The sequence below is a fragment of the Citrobacter sp. RHB25-C09 genome, from assembly GCF_013836145.1.
Lineage (GTDB): Bacteria > Pseudomonadota > Gammaproteobacteria > Enterobacterales > Enterobacteriaceae > Citrobacter_A.
Map to the genome: position 1 here is coordinate 3,596,891 of NZ_CP057483.1, position 17,013 is coordinate 3,613,903.

At 47.8% G+C, this 17,013-nt stretch carries 21 protein-coding genes; 13 read left to right on the plus strand and 8 right to left on the minus strand.

Annotated elements, in window-relative coordinates; genetic code table 11:
* Nucleotides 1-38 precede the first annotated feature (38 nt).
* Both HVY19_RS16990 and HVY19_RS16995 read right to left on the minus strand, forming a co-directional pair.
* Nucleotides 39-1,217 (minus strand): acetyl-CoA C-acetyltransferase, encoded by a 1,179-nt coding sequence (locus tag HVY19_RS16990; protein WP_181681649.1) that lies wholly within the window; start codon nt 1,215-1,217, stop codon nt 39-41.
* Nucleotides 1,218-1,329: 112 nt separating this feature from the next.
* On the minus strand, nt 1,330-2,205 hold the full coding sequence (locus tag HVY19_RS16995; protein WP_181681650.1) for a LysR family transcriptional regulator: 876 nt from the start codon (nt 2,203-2,205) through the stop codon (nt 1,330-1,332).
* Nucleotides 2,206-2,307: 102 nt separating this feature from the next.
* On the opposite strand from HVY19_RS16995, the gene HVY19_RS17000 reads away from it, so the two are divergent.
* Complete coding sequence (locus HVY19_RS17000) at nt 2,308-2,763, plus strand: multidrug/biocide efflux PACE transporter (RefSeq protein WP_181681651.1); 456 nt, start codon at nt 2,308-2,310, stop codon at nt 2,761-2,763.
* A gap of 141 nt (nt 2,764-2,904) precedes the next feature.
* On the plus strand, nt 2,905-4,134 hold the full coding sequence (locus HVY19_RS17005; protein ID WP_181681652.1) for an amino acid permease: 1,230 nt from the start codon (nt 2,905-2,907) through the stop codon (nt 4,132-4,134).
* Nucleotides 4,135-4,162: 28 nt separating this feature from the next.
* On the opposite strand, the gene HVY19_RS17010 is transcribed toward HVY19_RS17005, so the two are convergent.
* Nucleotides 4,163-4,630 (minus strand): hypothetical protein, encoded by a 468-nt coding sequence (locus tag HVY19_RS17010; protein ID WP_181681653.1) that lies wholly within the window; start codon nt 4,628-4,630, stop codon nt 4,163-4,165.
* The gene (locus HVY19_RS17015) at nt 4,620-5,324 is read right to left on the minus strand and encodes a winged helix-turn-helix domain-containing protein (RefSeq protein ID WP_181681654.1); all 705 of its coding nucleotides are present in this window, start codon (nt 5,322-5,324) and stop codon (nt 4,620-4,622) included. The genes HVY19_RS17010 and HVY19_RS17015 overlap by 11 nt, the downstream gene beginning before the upstream one ends.
* A gap of 692 nt (nt 5,325-6,016) precedes the next feature.
* On the opposite strand from HVY19_RS17015, the gene HVY19_RS17020 reads away from it, so the two are divergent.
* Entirely contained in the window at nt 6,017-6,718 is a 702-nt protein-coding gene (locus HVY19_RS17020; RefSeq protein WP_181681655.1) for a LuxR C-terminal-related transcriptional regulator, read from the plus strand.
* A gap of 36 nt (nt 6,719-6,754) precedes the next feature.
* Nucleotides 6,755-7,048 (plus strand): hypothetical protein, encoded by a 294-nt coding sequence (locus HVY19_RS17025; protein ID WP_181681656.1) that lies wholly within the window; start codon nt 6,755-6,757, stop codon nt 7,046-7,048.
* 270 nt (nt 7,049-7,318) lie between these two features.
* Here HVY19_RS17025 and rcnR read toward each other — a convergent pair whose 3' ends face one another.
* Entirely contained in the window at nt 7,319-7,591 is a 273-nt protein-coding gene (gene rcnR / locus HVY19_RS17030) for a Ni(II)/Co(II)-binding transcriptional repressor RcnR (RefSeq protein ID WP_181681657.1), read from the minus strand.
* Nucleotides 7,592-7,711: 120 nt separating this feature from the next.
* On the opposite strand from rcnR, the gene HVY19_RS17035 reads away from it, so the two are divergent.
* Nucleotides 7,712-8,581, plus strand: a complete 870-nt coding sequence (locus HVY19_RS17035) for a nickel/cobalt efflux protein RcnA (protein ID WP_181684316.1) — start codon at nt 7,712-7,714, stop codon at nt 8,579-8,581.
* 147 nt (nt 8,582-8,728) lie between these two features.
* Here HVY19_RS17035 and HVY19_RS17040 read toward each other — a convergent pair whose 3' ends face one another.
* Together HVY19_RS17040 and yjdI are read right to left on the minus strand one after the other, a co-directional pair.
* Nucleotides 8,729-9,001, minus strand: coding sequence for a GNAT family N-acetyltransferase (locus HVY19_RS17040; protein ID WP_181681658.1), 273 nt, complete (start codon nt 8,999-9,001; stop codon nt 8,729-8,731).
* Nucleotides 9,002-9,012: 11 nt separating this feature from the next.
* Entirely contained in the window at nt 9,013-9,243 is a 231-nt protein-coding gene (gene yjdI, locus HVY19_RS17045) for a 4Fe-4S mono-cluster protein YjdI (protein ID WP_181681659.1), read from the minus strand.
* Between the two features lie 856 nt (nt 9,244-10,099).
* Between yjdI and HVY19_RS17050 the strand changes: the two genes are divergently transcribed.
* Nucleotides 10,100-10,942, plus strand: coding sequence for a transcriptional regulator (locus HVY19_RS17050; RefSeq protein WP_181681660.1), 843 nt, complete (start codon nt 10,100-10,102; stop codon nt 10,940-10,942).
* Entirely contained in the window at nt 10,935-11,417 is a 483-nt protein-coding gene (locus HVY19_RS17055) for a hypothetical protein (RefSeq protein ID WP_181681661.1), read from the plus strand. The genes HVY19_RS17050 and HVY19_RS17055 overlap by 8 nt, the downstream gene beginning before the upstream one ends.
* A gap of 41 nt (nt 11,418-11,458) precedes the next feature.
* Here HVY19_RS17055 and HVY19_RS17060 read toward each other — a convergent pair whose 3' ends face one another.
* Nucleotides 11,459-12,010, minus strand: a complete 552-nt coding sequence (locus HVY19_RS17060; protein ID WP_181681662.1) for a hypothetical protein — start codon at nt 12,008-12,010, stop codon at nt 11,459-11,461.
* Nucleotides 12,011-12,369: 359 nt separating this feature from the next.
* Here HVY19_RS17060 and HVY19_RS17065 point away from each other — a divergent pair, with 359 nt between their 5' ends.
* From HVY19_RS17065 to HVY19_RS17090, 6 genes are all read left to right on the plus strand, one after another.
* A complete protein-coding gene (locus tag HVY19_RS17065) occupies nt 12,370-12,993 on the plus strand; it encodes a DNA-binding protein (protein ID WP_181681663.1) in 624 nt (207 codons plus the stop codon).
* A gap of 249 nt (nt 12,994-13,242) precedes the next feature.
* The gene (locus tag HVY19_RS17070; protein ID WP_181681664.1) at nt 13,243-13,500 is read left to right on the plus strand and encodes a YjhX family toxin; all 258 of its coding nucleotides are present in this window, start codon (nt 13,243-13,245) and stop codon (nt 13,498-13,500) included.
* Nucleotides 13,501-13,515: 15 nt separating this feature from the next.
* Entirely contained in the window at nt 13,516-14,229 is a 714-nt protein-coding gene (locus HVY19_RS17075) for a methyltransferase domain-containing protein (protein ID WP_181681665.1), read from the plus strand.
* Between the two features lie 640 nt (nt 14,230-14,869).
* A complete protein-coding gene (locus HVY19_RS17080) occupies nt 14,870-15,547 on the plus strand; it encodes a CsgG/HfaB family protein (protein WP_181681666.1) in 678 nt (225 codons plus the stop codon).
* Nucleotides 15,548-15,559: 12 nt separating this feature from the next.
* Nucleotides 15,560-15,904: a DUF4810 domain-containing protein gene (locus HVY19_RS17085; protein ID WP_181681667.1), complete on the plus strand. Its 345-nt coding sequence runs from the start codon at nt 15,560-15,562 to the stop codon at nt 15,902-15,904.
* A gap of 10 nt (nt 15,905-15,914) precedes the next feature.
* Nucleotides 15,915-16,580, plus strand: a complete 666-nt coding sequence (locus HVY19_RS17090) for a DUF799 domain-containing protein (RefSeq protein WP_181681668.1) — start codon at nt 15,915-15,917, stop codon at nt 16,578-16,580.
* Nucleotides 16,581-17,013: the final 433 nt, after the last annotated feature.

Sequence of the window (17,013 nt, forward strand, 5' to 3'; positions counted from 1 at the left end):
ATACGTGAAATGAATGCGGGGAAAAACAGGAAGAGCGTTTAGTCGCGTTCGATCGCCAGCGCGACACCCTGACCACCACCGATACACAGTGTCGCCAGCCCTTTGCGGGCATTGCGCTTGACCATTTCATGAACCAGGGAAACCAGGATCCGACAGCCGGAAGCGCCAATAGGATGACCGAGCGCGATCGCGCCACCGTTAACGTTTACCCGCCGCTCATCCCATTCCAGCATCTTGCCGACGGACAGCGCCTGGGCCGCAAACGCCTCGTTCGCTTCAATAAGATCGACGTCCGCTAACTGCCAGCCAACCCGTTCCAGACAACGCCGGGTGGCATACACCGGCGCAATCCCCATGAGCGCAGGATCAACCCCAACGCTGGCAAAAGCGCGGATGCGCGCGAGGACAGGCAAGTTCAGCTCTTGCGCTTTAGACTCACTCATCATCATCACCGCCGCTGCGCCGTCATTGATAGAGGAGGCGTTTCCGGCGGTCACCGATCCCAGCAATTCAAAAGCCGGATCCAGTTTCGCTAACCCTTCAGCGCTGGCATCGGTTCTCGGCTGTTCATCGGTGTCGATCGTGACCGTTTGTCCATTGTGCTGGGTAACGACCGGTACGATTTCATCTTTAAAGCGCCCGCTGTCTATGGCGGCGCGGGCTTTGTGTTGCGAGCTAAGTGCGTAGGCATCCTGCAGCTCGCGGCTGATCCCATATTCACGCGCCAGATTCTCGGCGGTGACGCCCATATGGTAATCATTGAAGGCATCCCATAAGCCGTCATGCACCAGGCTGTCTACCAGTTGGCTGTTGCCGAGTTGTGCGCCAGTTCGGCTGTCGGTAAGGACATGCGGCGCGCGGCTCATATTTTCCTGGCCGCCCGCAATGACGATATCCGCTTCGCCGCACTGTATCGCCTGGGTTGCCAGGTGCAATGCTTTCAGCCCTGAACCGCACACATCATTGATGGTGATAGCAGAAACCGTGTTGGGTAATCCGCCATTAATCGCAGACTGGCGCGCCGGGTTTTGTCCCGCACCGGCCGTCAGGACCTGGCCGAGGATCACTTCATCAACCGCATGCGCATCCACACCGGTGCCATCAATCAACGCTTTTACCACCATGCTGCCCAACTCAACGGCAGTATGGCGGGACAGTGTTCCCTGAAAGCAACCAATCGGCGTCCGTAACGCCCCAACGATGACAACCTCTTTCATGACGACCTCAGCGCAAGAAGACAGCGCAATAGTAGAGGATTGTTAAATATTGTTATCTTGATTGTTTAAGAAAAGTGAGTTTTATCACAAAGGAAATCCATCTCGCCGGTATTTAGTCCGCAATGCTTCCCTGTTGTAAGTGATATCGCAGCCAGCTTCCCGCTGCGCCTGGCGGTGATTTCTTATTCCAGAGAAGATCGATAGATATCGCCTTCGGCCAGCCCGGAAGCGCCAACTGAACCAGTGATTTTTCTGCCGCAAATTCGTCGACCAGCGCGCAGGGCAACGCACACCAGCCAAAACCCTGCACCGCCATGCTCAACAAGAGCAGGTAGTTGGGTGCCGACCAGACCGGCCCGCGCGCAAGCTGGGTCCCACTGTCCAGATACGTATTCAGGCGAAGTTCGCGCCAGGTGTGCAACTGGTCCAGTTGCACATTCTGTTGCCCCGCCAGAGGATGGGAGGCCGCCACGTACAGCCCCATCCATGTTTGCATCGGTAAGCGCGTTGCGCCGATATCCGTTGGATAGTGATCCCGGGCTTCGATTAGCCCAACCTGGGCACGCTCTTTTTGCAGCAGATCGATGACATCCACATCTTCGCCAATCAAACACTCGAACTCAGTATGCGGAAACTGCCGATCAAACTGCACCATCAACTCTTCCAGTACGTCAGGGTGCAAGGTATCTGAGAGCACAAAGGTCAGCCGTGCTTCCGTCTCGCCCGCCAGCGACAGCGCCACTTCGTCAAGCCGTTCGCTGGCGGACAAAATAGCCTGCACATAGCCAAGCACCTTTTTACCTTCCTCAGTCAGCACCGGCTGACGGGAAGTGCGATCGAACAACTGAATGCCCAGATCGGCTTCGAGATGCGCAATTGCCGTGCTGATTGTGGACTGGCTCTTACGCAGTCTGCGCGCCGCCGCAGAGAATGAGCCGCAGGAAACCGTCTCAACAAATGCGGTCAGGGCTTCGGGTGAGTAGCGCATGAACTATCTACTTTATCGATGGATGTTATCTTTTAGATATCATAAAAACCGATAAAATTCTCGCCATTCCGTTATTCGGGCGTCTATAAAAAGGTTCAGCTTATGCAACAGCAAACAGTTCAGCGCAGATCGTTACTGGAGCGCATTTTTCATGCGGTGTGTTTTGAAGGGATCGCCACGGCCATCCTCGCACCGATCACCGCCTGGTTGATGCAGCGCTCCGTTCTGGAAATGGGTGGCCTGACGGTGCTACTGGCAACGACGGCGATGATCTGGAACATTATCTATAACGCGCTATTTGATCGCTTTTGGCCCGCACATCTGGTCACCCGGACGGCGAAAATACGTGCCTTTCATGCCCTCGGCTTTGAGTGCGGGTTTATCGTCATTGGGGTAAATATTGTGGCATTCGTCCTGAACGTCAGTTTGCTACAGGCGTTTACGCTGGAGATTGGCTTCTTTCTTTTCTTCCTGCCGTATACCATGTTTTATAACTGGGCATACGACACGCTTCGCGCTCGCCTGGTTAAACGTCGCCAACAGCGCGTTACTGCCTGATTATTCACAAATTTGCTGGGATCGTTACGGTTCCGGCATATCTTCTCGTACTCTCCTGGTCCGCACACTCTCCCCAGCACAGACCATTTTATGGTAAATTGCGCTTCTTTTTGTTTATTTTATAGTTGATGCGTTCAAGAAATGTCGAAAATATGGTCAAAAGAAGAGACGCTCTGGAGCTTCGCGTTGTATGGCACCGCCGTTGGCGCAGGGACTCTATTTCTCCCGATACAACTGGGTTCAGCGGGAGCCATCGTGCTGTTCATTACTGCACTGGTCGCCTGGCCACTGACCTATTGGCCGCACAGGGCGCTATGTCAGTTCATCCTCTCGTCCAGAACCTCTGCCGGAGAAGGCATTACGGGGGCGGTCACCCATTATTATGGTAAGAAGATCGGCAGCCTGATCACTGCGCTCTATTTTTTAGCCTTCTTTGTGGTGGTATTGATATACGCGGTGGCGATTACCAACTCACTGACTGAACAGTTGGCAAAACATCTTGAGATTAACCTGGGCATCCGCATGGCGGTTAGCCTCGGCGTGGTGCTCATTCTGAACCTGATATTCCTGATGGGCCGGCATGCCACCATCCGGGTCATGGGGTTTCTGGTTTTCCCGCTGATTGCCTACTTTCTCTTTCTCTCAATATACCTGACAGGCAGTTGGCAACCCTCTCTGCTGACCGGGGAAATGACGTTCGACCAGCACACGCTGCATCAGGTATGGATATCGATTCCCGTGATGGTTTTTGCTTTTAGCCATACGCCGATCATCTCTACGTTTGCTATCGACAGACGTGAAAGATACGGCGAACTGGCCATGGGTAAATGCAAAAAAATCATGAAGGTCGCTTATTCGATCATCTGCTTAAGCGTGCTGTTTTTTGTGTTCAGTTGCCTGTTATCCATTCCCCCTTCGTTTATTGAAGCGGCGAAAGATGAAGGGGTAACGATTCTTTCCGCTCTGTCGATGATGCCCAACGCGCCGGCCTGGCTTTCCATTTCCGGTATTGTCGTCGCCGTCGTCGCCATGTCGAAGTCATTCCTTGGCACTTACTTTGGCGTTATCGAAGGAGCAACTGAAGTGGTGAAAACCGGTCTGCATCAGGTCGGGGTGAAAAGGAGTCGCGCCTTTAACCGCGCTCTGTCTATCATGCTGGTGTCTGCGATCACCTTCATCGTGTGTTGTATTAACCCGAATGCCATTTCGATGATTTATGCCATCAGTGGGCCGCTGATCGCCATGATTCTGTTTATCATGCCGACATTGTCGACCTGGCTGATCCCAACCTTAAAGCCGTACCGCTCGCTGGGTAATCTGATTACCCTGATCGTGGGCATACTCTGCGTATCGGTGATGTTCTTCGGCTAAACGCTTTTAAACGGCTCGCCTGAGCCGTTTATTCAACACGTCGACACAGCAAAGAGGGGCCACCTATCGTTGTAAATGCCCACCCTTCCTGCCAGGACGTAATCTTTAAAGAAAATGACGCGCCCTCGGTGAGGTAGAGGTTTGGCATTGCCCATTGCTTTCCCGTGTCGCTTAAATCGTCTGTAGGAAATCGAACCAGATCGGTTGAACTGATGATGTAGTTGTTGCGGACATTTTGATAATTAAAGTACACAATCCGGCTGATCTTATACTTCTCCTCGCGCGTTTTTTTAAGTTCGCCAGTAATTGTTGCAACCCCCTGTCCATGATGCAGCTGATACGCGACATCGCCCTGAAATTTTTCATCGTTAATATCCCAAACGACCCGCCCCTGACAATCAATTCTTGAATTTTGTTTGAGGTAATACCCCCAAAGCAATCCTGTTAATAAGGCAAGAGTCATCAGCGCAACAGCTATCAATTTTTTAATTTTCATTATTAATCGAATACCAGGTTGTGCATTTGGTTGTCGGTACTTTTTTTATATCCATCTGACAGGCCACTGCCGATATATTTTTCGCACTGTGCATCCCGGAGAGATAAACATAATTATGGTTTTGACAAAGGTTCGGATGCTTACGCAAAAATTCGTTATAACGCGTATTTAGTGCTTCCTTCCCTTTTAATAAAATTGTACACGACGAAATAGAAGCGGCATCTACAATTGTATATGATGAAAATAATGACTCTGTCGTCGGGAAAAACATCCCTACAGACGTTCCTGTGCCAATAAGCATCAGCAGGAGCAGCGCCCCTCTCACCCACATTCCCCGCGAAAAATCGCCTTTCGCCAGGGCAGGCATGCTTTTTTCGGTCGAGACAGCAAGCTTCGTCTCCGTACCCGAAGAAATATTTTCGGGACAGTGAATATCAGCAGAAATCATCATGCCGCGTCGGGCGACGGTCTTAATCAAATCTCGCGGCAAGCCAACCTCAGTGAGTGCATTTCTCAGGGTCAACACCGTCTGGTAAAATGTATTACTGGAAGTCACGCTGCTTTTATCTCCCCACCCTGCGGTCATCAGCGTACGTTGCGCAATAACAACCCCACCATGCGTAAGGAGATATAAAAGAATAAAACTCGCAGGGCTTTGAAGAGTGACACTTTTCCCGGTAATTCTATTGGTCAAACAGCGGTCCGCTGGGTAAAAATCAACCAGGTTATTAATGATGTATAACGTTGTGTGGGTGTACTTCGCAAACACTACCGCATTCTCACATTCACAAGAGGAATGCAATGCTACAAAAATCTTATACCGCGGTCATTAATTATATAATAAATATGCAAGTATGATCATAACATAGAAATAAAAGCGCTTATAAATCAATGAACTTTCTTTGTGAAAGGATCAAATATTCTTAATTAAGACCATTTTAGATGCTATGCCGCAACAGACTCATTATTATTATTGCAACGTTAAGCAGCCGACATACAGCGAAACTGCATTGCCCACGAAAAGGTAAAAATACCGTTACAAGCGGCACGCCAAGTTTAACATAAGTTCAACATTTTGCCATTAATGCCATTTGCGTCTATAAGTTAAACATTTTCGCAATATAAATATTCCTGGCAGATTATAGATTTTCCTGGTGATTGTTACAAAATTCCTGGGGCTGTTTTTATTTCGTTTCGCCGGTGAATCAATGTTCCTGACATTAATCACGTCTGAGACATATTTACCGGTGCAGAAACGTAATTAAGAATAGTAGCAATATGCCTTTTTTAGGAATTCCGCCCTATCAAAGTCGCATTTTGTAGAGTATTGACTTGTTTTAAAACGGATGAAATTATGAAATCATCACGGATAGGGAGGCTCTCAATATGGGGCTGGATGCTAAATTAAAAAATCTTACATGCAGCAGTTGTACTTTGCACTGTAAAATAATGCCGGAAAAATCGCCTCGCTTACAGTATTGTGCCAATGCCTGTTTTTGCATGTGGCCAGAAGAAAGCGTTTATTTTAACAAAGGTGTGATCGAAGGGATTTTAAATAATAACCACAACGCCAGATTGAGTGGTTATATTTTTGTGGATTTTTCTATCAGCTTTTTACGCCTGTTTCTGGATAAAGAGTGGATAGAATACCTTGCCAGCACACGCATGGGCATTATTCTGATTAGCGACCGAAATATGCAGTCGTTGGCGAATTATTGGCGTAAAAACCATTCCGCCATTTCTGCCATCATTTACCATGATGACGGTCTGGACGTCGCCAATGAGAAGATCCGCCAGGTGTTTATCGGGCGACTCTTGTCGTTTACCAAAGGTAATACGCTGACGCAGATGGAATTCACCATTCTGGGGCATATGGTCGCGGGCAGTAATCCGCACCAGATAGCGCAGGCGTTGAATATGGATATTCGCAGCGTCTATGCCTACAAGCAACGCATCGAGAAGCGTATGGGCGGACGAATCAATTCGTTGTTCATTCACTCTCACCCCGTTACGGATGAGAAAACATCTCTTCCGTTACTGATGAAAGATGCTGACGGGATGGCAATGCATTTGCAAAGACGCAGATGAGTCCAGTTACAGGGAACGAACGGACAGGATAGATAAATGAGTTATTACGAAGAAGAAACGCGCGCGCTAAGCGCCGTACTGCTGGCCATATATACGGCACAACATGAGGCGGCTTTCTGTGAACTGGAAAGTGCGCTCAGGCAGCTCGCTTTTCCGCCCGCCATTCGCCGTTTATGTGAGGAGGCTTTGCAAAGCCGTTTTACAGATAAGGCGCAACCGTCTGATGCAAAAGCGGTGGCCTGCCTGTTGCAGGCGCTGGAATCGATAAGTGGGTATAAGCACATTGAACGCTATATAACCCAGCGAAATCTGGCCACCGTCTACTCTTAAGAAACTGTGCCGGGGCATTGTTCCCGGCTCAGCTTTCAGCCAAACACCGTACCTGATGGCGCTTCGCTTATCAGGCCTACACACGACGCCAGCCCGTAGGCCGGATAAGGCGCTTGCGCCGTCATCCGGCAATGCCGTGCCTGATGGCGCTTCGCTTATCAGGCCTACACACGACGTTAGCCCGTAGGCCGGATAAGGCGCTTGCGCCGCCATCCGGCAATGCCGTGCCTGATGGCGCTTCGCTTTTCAGGCCTGCACACGACGTCCCGGCTATTTTATATAGGAATCCAACACCTTAAGGATCACATCCAGATCCTCTTCCCGCCGCGCTTCATCATTTTGATGGACGATGTGCTCTGTCAGATGCCCTTTGATCACTTCCCGCATTAAACCATTTACCGCACCACGAATTGCCGCTATCTGTTGCAGAACAGCCGCGCACTCATGAGGTTCATCGAGCATTTTTTTCAGCGCGACAACCTGCCCCTGGATTTTGCTGGTCCGGGCTTTGAGCTTTTGTTTGTCCCGGATTGTGTGTGACATAACAACACCTCGTTAACATAAATCTTAATGGATTATAGCATTACGTATCTACTGGGGGGTAGTATTCCGTACTGGGGGGGAGTAGAATCTGACAAAATCTCACCACTACGAATCATTATCATGGGCGAATTCTCGACACTCCTTCAGCAAGGCAATGCCTGGTTTTTTATTCCCAGCGCGATTCTGCTCGGCGTTTTACATGGGCTTGAACCCGGTCACTCCAAAACGATGATGGCGGCATTTATCATCGCCATTAAAGGCACAGTAAAGCAGGCGGTTATGCTCGGACTGGCAGCGACGCTCTCTCATACGGCGGTTGTCTGGCTGATCGCGCTCGGCGGGATGTATATCAGTCGGGCATTTACGGCGGAATCGGTTGAACCCTGGCTACAGTTGATTTCAGCCATCATTATTTTAGGTACGGCCACCTGGATGTTCTGGCGGACATGGCAGGGTGAGCGCGGTTGGCTGGCCGATATGCAACAGGACGATCATCATCATCACGATCACCACCACCACGACGATGATGACCCTCACCACGATCATCATGACCATGACCATGGCCACCATCATCACGCCCTTCACGGGCTGGCAGAAGGGTCGAAAGCGTATCAGGATGCCCATGAGCGAGCACATGCCAATGATATCCAGCGTCGCTTTCACGGCAAAGAGGTGACCAATGGTCAAATACTCCTGTTTGGTCTGACTGGCGGATTAATCCCCTGCCCGGCCGCCATAACCGTACTACTGATTTGTATCCAGCTAAAAGCGTTTACCCTGGGTGCCACCATGGTGCTGTGCTTTAGCCTCGGTCTGGCTATCACGCTGGTCACGGTTGGCGTTGGAGCAGCGATCAGCGTCCATCAGGTCGCGAAGCGCTGGAGTGGGTTTAACGCGCTGGCAAGAAAAGCCCCCTATTTCTCCAGCGCATTAATTGGTGTCGTCGGGCTGTATATGGGCATCCACGGTTATATGGGCATTACAGGCTGAGACATTCGCAATGGAGACAGCCGCTGCGGCTGGCGAAGGGATTGGCTTTTTGCCCGGTTATAAATATTAACCACCCTCTATCAGGATTTACTGCAGCGGGTAGATTAATATTGGCCGGGCTGAGTATCTGCCTTGCCCGGCGTTTGTTCAGGCCCGAATATCGTTGTACTCGGGCGTATTATCAAACTCATGCTTTGCAAACGGGCAAAGTGGAATTATTTTACGCTGTTCACGACGCATTTTTTCTACCACTTTGGCGACCAACTGCTTCCCCACGCCCAATCCTTTCAGGCTGGCATCAACATCGGTATGTTCAATTATGCTGAGATGCTCCCCGGTTGGTACAAATACGATTTCCGCAACCTGATTACCCTGCGCATCATTCACGTAAAATTTATTATGGCCTTCAAGTATTTCCATCTTTCCCTCGCTTATTTGTGACGGTATTGCAGCGCACCGCTGGGACAATGATCAATAACACGAACAACTGTAGCGACATCAGCCTCATCGGGAATAATCCACGGCTTACGCTTCAGATTAAAGAGTCTGGCATTCCCGCGGACACAGTTTCCTGAATGCTGACAGAGAGAGGTGTTGAAATAGACATCAATTTTCTCGCCGGTATAGACACGAAAACCCGCATCCTGAAGTTCCTTATCCATAGCTTTGCCTCATTTTTAAAGTCTTAACTAAGCATAGCGCTGAAAGATCATACTTCGCCAGAAGTGATGTGCATTCAGGAGATTTCAACCACACACCATACTAGAATAAACATCCACATTTAAGATGATTTAAGGAACATCGTTTTATTTTAAGGCCGATTTAAAGTCAGTTAAGGATAATCGCGTTTAAGATCACGAATGATACCGCTTGCAATTCAAAATAAATCACCCTAAACAGCATTAGACCATCAAAAAATTTGATCAATAAAAAATATCGTTAAACCAGACGTAATACTTGTTTTAACTCATCTTAAATTGGAGGGTATACGTCAGTTTTGGGGTTTCTTCTTCTCGACAGCCACTGCTAATCTTAAATCAGACATCCCGAAAGCGGCTGACTGCTCGCGCTGATTCGGGGATGAGAGGACTGGCGTATTGCCAGCTTTGACGCTGAATGAAGACGACACCTTAATCTTCAGCTCACGAAACATGGATGATGAACATATGACTTTTGATGATAAGCTTATTATTACTTCAACTAACCAAAGTATCGAATGTGATTTTTCCCGGATAGAACTGGGGTTATCGCTGTGCCTCCCCGCTTTACCTCACGCTATTCTGCTACACATTTATCATAACCCCCTTATTTAAGCACTTTACAGCTAAAGCAACTTACAATGTTAATAAATTGCTTTATTTTATACGCTTATATGTAAAATCAATAGATTAAATGAACATTAGTTTCATAAATCATTAGCACTTATGTATTCATATAGATTATATGCAATACTGTGTATAAGATTTATCTACACCTATGTCTCTATTTTTTTAACCTTCCCGCAACGTGACAAAATATATGTACTGGATTATTAACGATAATATTGAGTTCAGACCAGACAGTAAAAAGTTAATTTCAGTGACGAATCCTGAACTTAACGTTGTTCTGACAACGCCCGCCAGTCGTTGTCTGCTTCTGTTGCTCGAAGCCTCGCCGGACGTGGTAACGCAACAAGAATTCTTCAAAAAGGTGTGGGAAGACGAGGGAATGCTGGTACCGGCGAATACCCTTTACCAGAATATTTCTATCGTTCGTCGAGGTCTGCGTGCCGTCGGGGAAACCGATCGTATCCTGGTCGCAACGGTGCCGCGCAAAGGGTTTCAGATCGACAAAAGTGTGAAAATTACCCGCATTGCGGCAAATCAGGTCACCGACGTTGTGCCTGAGACGCTGCAAGGTGAGGATGAGATGGACATCGATTATCACGCTGATGCAGGTACAGAATTTGCTCCCGTGGAACCCGCAGCGCCCGTCAGTAAGAAAGAAAATAACGCCAAATCGCCACGGTTGATCAGCGCACTGGTGATGGCCGCTGCGTTTATCATTGGCGCGATCGGGGTCCATTTTTTCTGGCATTTTACCGATACCAGGCCGTTCTTCGCTGACTACAGTTTTGTTGAGCAAGACAAAGGCTGTAATTTTTATACCAAAGATGATAGCCACGATAACAAAAATAACTTTGAACGGTTCAAAGGTTTGATTCTTGGCTCAGGACTGGATTGTAAAAAGTATCCATGGGTGTACTTCCCTGTCTCGAAAACCTCGCCAGGACTCTCGGTTTTTGTCTGCCGTAAAAATTACATGAAATCCCCTGTTGCGGGTTGTATTACTCTCTCTTTTCGCGGAGTTGAAAGTGAGTAAAAAAACAATAATAACGTTGGGCGCAGTATTTTTGTTTGCCGGAGTGCTCATCGGTGCTATCTACAACATTTTTATGTCGAAGTATTATGACAAACAAGAATGTTCGACTTCACTCGTGGTCTATTATCAAAATGTTCGGGCGAACATCACGCTCAACTTCATGTACTCGTTAGAAAACCAAAATGGGGTCGTCGCCGTCAGCGGTACTTACATTGAGGACAATAAGCTTAAAGGCCGGATACGAAGAGACGTGGCTTACGACTGGAATGAAAATCAGGACTCATACCATCTGCACTCCACTAAAATCAATAAGTTCGAGATTATTGAAACGTTACCGGATGAGCTGTTGGCGAACATCCTGCCTGATTTTTATGTTTACCCTGATAAAGATGTTAGCTACAGCATTCTCAATCAGGGTACTCATGGTTTTCTGTTTACCATTGGTCAGCGCCCGCTGTTTTACTGCTCCCGCTAACCTGGTTTGCTCTTACAGCCCTGGTACCAGGGCTGTACGGCTTACAACGTCGCGATTTCTTCAATCAAATTTTCTTTGATTAACAACAGGTCATGAATTTTATTACCGCCCAGTTTCTTACAGGCAATATTGCGATAGGTATAAACCCTTTTCGGCGGTAACGACAAGGACTTGGCGATCAGGTTAATATCCTTGCCTTCCAGTGATTCCCGGATGATGATCTTCTCCACGCGGTTAAGAATATGATTCTTAATAACTTTGCTTTTCTTCATATTCACCAGGCGAGTAATAGCCATCATCACTGCGGAAAGCGATTCCCTGGCATTGATAATCATGTCAGCGTCGCAAATCAGTGCATTTTTTTGTGAATTCAGAATGATCAACAGCTTACATTTTTTGTTAAGCCGTGGAATATCCTTCGCACAACATTTGTTGCTGAGATTCAGGTGCAAAATCACCGTATCGTCGAATGTAAGTTGGTCAACTGGCAAATGATGTATGGTGTCTACTATGATCTCCATGCCTGCATCTTTTGCTAATAAGACGATCCCTTCCTGCAAATAATTATCATTGCTTATGATATAAATAGCCATAGTTTCATTGCCGTATTAATAATTCAATTTCCGAATAAACCCTTGCCTTGTTAAATTCACCTTTAGCGAGACATGTACAAATTGTATGCGGGGGATATAGAATTCGATAATTAAATCATCTTAACTCGCGTGATATAGCTAACTCTCTGAAAACAGGATATTTAAATAAAAATCTTATGCGCTTTTTAAGCAGTTTATAATTAGAGTTTGAATTATCCTGACCAGATTTTCGAGGTGGTACAGAGGTACAGTAAACGTTCTGAACACAGTTTGCTTTACTGTGAACTCAGAGGCTTTCTGTAATGATTCCAGATTGATAAAGTAACGTACAGACAAAACGCAGAGGGAAAAGAAGCGAGATGAGCAGGCGTATTGATTATCTGATCGAGAAATATCATTTCACTGAAATCAACGAGTCGCCGCGTATTGCCAGCCAATGGACTGACGTCCTGGCGGAATGCCAACAGGAAAAAGCCGGGATGGAAGATCGGCTGCGCATCGCGTTGCTCAACGTCGATTACGTGACCAGCTTCGAGCTTCCCTTTCGTTTACTCCTCACCCGAGCGCCGCAGTTAATAGACAAACTGCGAAGCGAGTTATCACTCAGTCAGAAAAGTGTACTGATCAATGAAAAACGTCGCGGACAGGTTTACAGCATCTGTGCCGATCTCAGCAATGTTCCAAACACCTTTCGCTACCGTTTATCATCACGAATACGCCGAATGGACGAAAATCAAATCACGACGGCAGCGTATCAGCAGGTTGCCAGTCAGACAAAACAGCCGGAAGATCGGCTTCGCCTGGCGCTGGAAAGTGGTTTGCAGGTTAACGCACTTGATGGTCTGTTCTGGCTGGGGATACAGCGTATTGCCGCCGAGGTTCAGCGTTTGCGTGCATCCGGTATGAACATCTGCTCATCGGATGTGGAGGTTTACGATAGCCTGACGGGTACACTCAGAACCATAACGGCGTATCATCTATAACCACCAGTTCATGCGTGTAAGTTCACGTTTTGTAGCTATCCGGGTTCCCCTTCAGAACCCTCGTGTTATCATCTCTCTGTTAATACCTATCTACTCTCACCGAGGCTTTGATGCTGGAGAATGTCATCATCAGATAATCAGCATTCCGCTCTTCCCGGAACGGACTGATTATCGCTGCGCTTAAACCTTACGCGAACACCCGAGGGTGTTGGCTCGTTTTTGCTCATGATGATTAACAGGTTTTTCAGTATGAATTTATCCCGTCAGGAACAACGTACCTTACACGTTCTCGCTAAAGGTGGACGCATTATCCACGTCCACGATACCTCAGGCCGCGTTACCGCCGTTGAATGCTATAGCCGCGAAGGGCTGCTGCTCAGCGACTGTACTCTCGCCGTTTTCAAAAAACTCAAAACCAAGAAGCTGATCAAATCCGTGAATGGTCAGCCTTACCGCATCAACATAACCGGACTGAACAACGTACGTGCTCAGCCGGATAACCGCTAAGGAACAGGTGACACAATGACAACACATGCACCTTTTACTGACAGCTACGACAGCGATTTTCTGCGCGACACCATGATGGGGCCCAACGCCATGCGAATTACGGAAGAAATGGCCGCGACGCTCCCCATTACGCCGGGTATGCGTATTCTGGACCTGGGATGTGGGAAGGGGATCTCCTCTATTCTGCTGGCAGAAAAATACGATGCGACGGTCTTCGCGGCCGATCTCTGGATCTCACCGACCGAAAACGCTGAACGCTTTGCGCAATTAGGACTGGAGGAAAAGATCGTTCCGCTGTTGGTTGACGTGACCCAGACGATCCCATTTGCGCATAACTACTTTGATATGATCATTAGCATTGATGCGTACCAGTATTTTGGTGGTAATGAAACGATGCTCTCCACGCTCCTACCCTTTGTGAAAAAAGGCGGATTTATTAGCGTGGCGGTGCCTGGGTTCATTAAAGATTACTCCCCTGAAAATTTACCGGAGGTTGTTAAGTCCTTCTGGACACCGGAATGGTATTTCTATCCGTGCAACTGGTGGAAAACGCTCTGGGAAAAAGAGGCGGGGATTGAACTGACTGTAGTGCGCGAAATGGACTCATGTCAGCTGTCGTGGGATGAGTTTATGACGACGAAACTGGCGCAGGAGATGATGGTGCCTGTCATGGAGGCCGGAGCCGGCGCCTATTTCAACATGATCCAGCTTGTGGGACGTAAACGCTAAGCAACAGGTCCACCGCACGACGCGGTGGACCGCTTCTGTGCAATTCCATCGCTATTCAACCCTCACCGTCACAATACTTAACGACAGCTTCTGCGCCAGATCCAGCACACAGTCCAGGAGGCGGGTGGAATCAGATACTAAACCGATAGGCGTTGGGCTCAACGTACCCGGTAAGATCCTCGGTTTCACTGACGGTAAGGACGTCTCCCGCCAGATTTAAAACCGAATGATCCACCAGCATAGAGTAACGCGTATTTTTAAACGGTGTGCTCATCGCATCACGGATAAGCGAGCTGGCTTCTTGAATACAGAAAGCATGGTAGAAAAAAATATCCATGCGCCTGTAGCATTTTATAAAGTCTCGCGCTCCTCGCCGTTCTTTGCACCTCGGCGTTTACTTACAAATATCATCGAATACGTTTCATTTTTGTTTATTTTCATTGTTAAAAATTAGCCATAACGCAAATTTTTTTATTTATTTACAATAACTTAGTTTTATTTTATCGTTGCCATACATTTATCTATACCTTCGGGTCTTCTACAGCAGACTGCTTGTCAGGCTTTGCTGCGCGCATTTTTAAGTGAAATTTAAATAGCGTCTTTAACGGAAATAACAGTATTTAACGGAAATTAATTCATCATGTTTAAAAAATTCCTCTTTAGTTCACTCTCTCTAAGCGTCTTGCTCCTCACCGGCTGTGCGAAAGAATCTTCCCATTCGATGGAAGTCGCGAAGGTAGCCTCTTATCAAACGGTCTGGCAGGGACAACGAAGCCCAATATCCGTCGGGAAATTTGATAATCGCTCCAACTATATGAATGGCATTTTTTCTGATGGCGTAGACCGCCTGGGAAATCAGTCCAAAACAATCCTGATGACTCATCTCCAGCAAACCGGTCGCTTTACTGTGCTGGACCGGGCAAATATGGAAGAGATTAAAGCCGAAGCGGATATCAGCGGTCAGAGTCAGCAGTTGAAAGGGGCTACCTTTGTTATCACGGGTGACGTAACGGAATTCGGTCGTAAAGAAACCGGTGATACTGCGCTGTTTGGCATTCTTGGTCGTGGGAAATCACAGATAGCCTACGCGAAAGTCGCTCTGAATGTGCTTAACGTGAGAACGTCCGAAGTCGTGTTCTCTTCACAAGGTGCAGGGGAATACGCGCTCTCTAACCGCGAAATTCTGGGTTTCGGCGGTACCGCCAGCTATGACTCCACGCTCAATGGCAAGGTGTTAGATCTCGCCATTCGTGAAGCAGTAAACAATTTGGTTACCGGCATTGAAAACGGTAGTTGGAATCCGTCAAATACAAAATAAAAGGACATGATGATGGGATATTTAAATAAGGTTGCTTTTGGCGCGGCGGTATTACTTCTGGCAGGTTGTGCAAGCAATTCGCCGAAAAATATCTATACATGGGATGGGTATCAGGACTCGGTGTATCAGTATTACACTAATAAAACCAGCCCGCAGGAGCAGATCGCCACGTTACAGAAACTGGTTGAAAAGTCACGCGCCAGTAATAAGCCTGTACCGCCGGGCGTTCATGCTCAACTGGGTATGCTTTACAGCAACACCGGAAATACTGAACTCGCAATACGCGAATTTAACGCTGAAAAAACACAGTATCCGGAATCAGCTTCCTATATCAATTTCCTGACGGCCAAAAAATAAGGGAACTATAATGAAACGTTTGGTTATACTTTGCACACTGGCATTAACTCTGGGACTCACGGGTTGCGCGAAAAATACTAAGCAGTCCACTGACTATTCTGCATTTAAAGAAAGTAAACCCCGCAGCATCCTGGTATTGCCGCCGAAAAATCAATCGCCGGAAATCAAAGCCAGCCACAGTTTACTGAGCAGCGTGACGATGCCGCTGGCAGAATCGGGCTATTATGTTTTCCCGGTAGCGGTAGTGGAAGAAACGTTTAAACAAAACGGTGCGACTGACCCGAACGACATCAGCGCAATTCCTCAAAAAAAACTTCATGAGATCTTTGGTGCCGATGCGGTGATGTATATTACCGTTAGCGATTATGGCACCTCCTATAAGGTCATCGATAGCGTGACGCGAGTAACTGCGACGGCACGGTTAGTTGATCTGCGCTCAGGTAAAGAGTTGTGGACCGGTAGCGCGACGGCATCATCCAACGAAGGGCAAAATAATAACGGTGGTGGCCTGCTGGGGATGCTAATCACTGCGGCGATTACGCAGATTGCCAACTCGGCAACAGACCGGGCGTATGATATCGCTCAGGTGACCAACCACCGCATGTTAAGCGCAGGCACATCCGGTGGGTTGTTGTATGGCCCACGCTCGCCGAAGTACGCGCAGACAGCGCTGTAATCCTCACCCCGCTTTACAGGCCGTCTCTTCGCGACGGCCTGATCATTACATACTTCTTATGTGTCTCCGGAAAGGGATCTCAAGCCATTTAAGAGGGGCGGCACAGACGGTTGCCCAACGACGTCACCACACTCGCACGTTTAATGAGGAGCGGAGGCACCAGTAAATGTTTCGGTCGTGGCCTCGTTAAGGCCATTCTGTACCAACAGAATGGTTACCCCGCAAATAATCTGACACGCTAAATGATTGCATGCGTTATTACTCGACGGAACGGTAACATAAATTCGAGATTTTCTTTTTGAACAGCATTAACGCACTTGATATTTTACTTGCGGTAGTTGAGTCGGAGCATTCAACGTCGTTATATGAATTACTGTTATATCGTCATTAGCGTGCAGGGAGTTAGCATGTCTTCTTTCATCCATTCTTATAC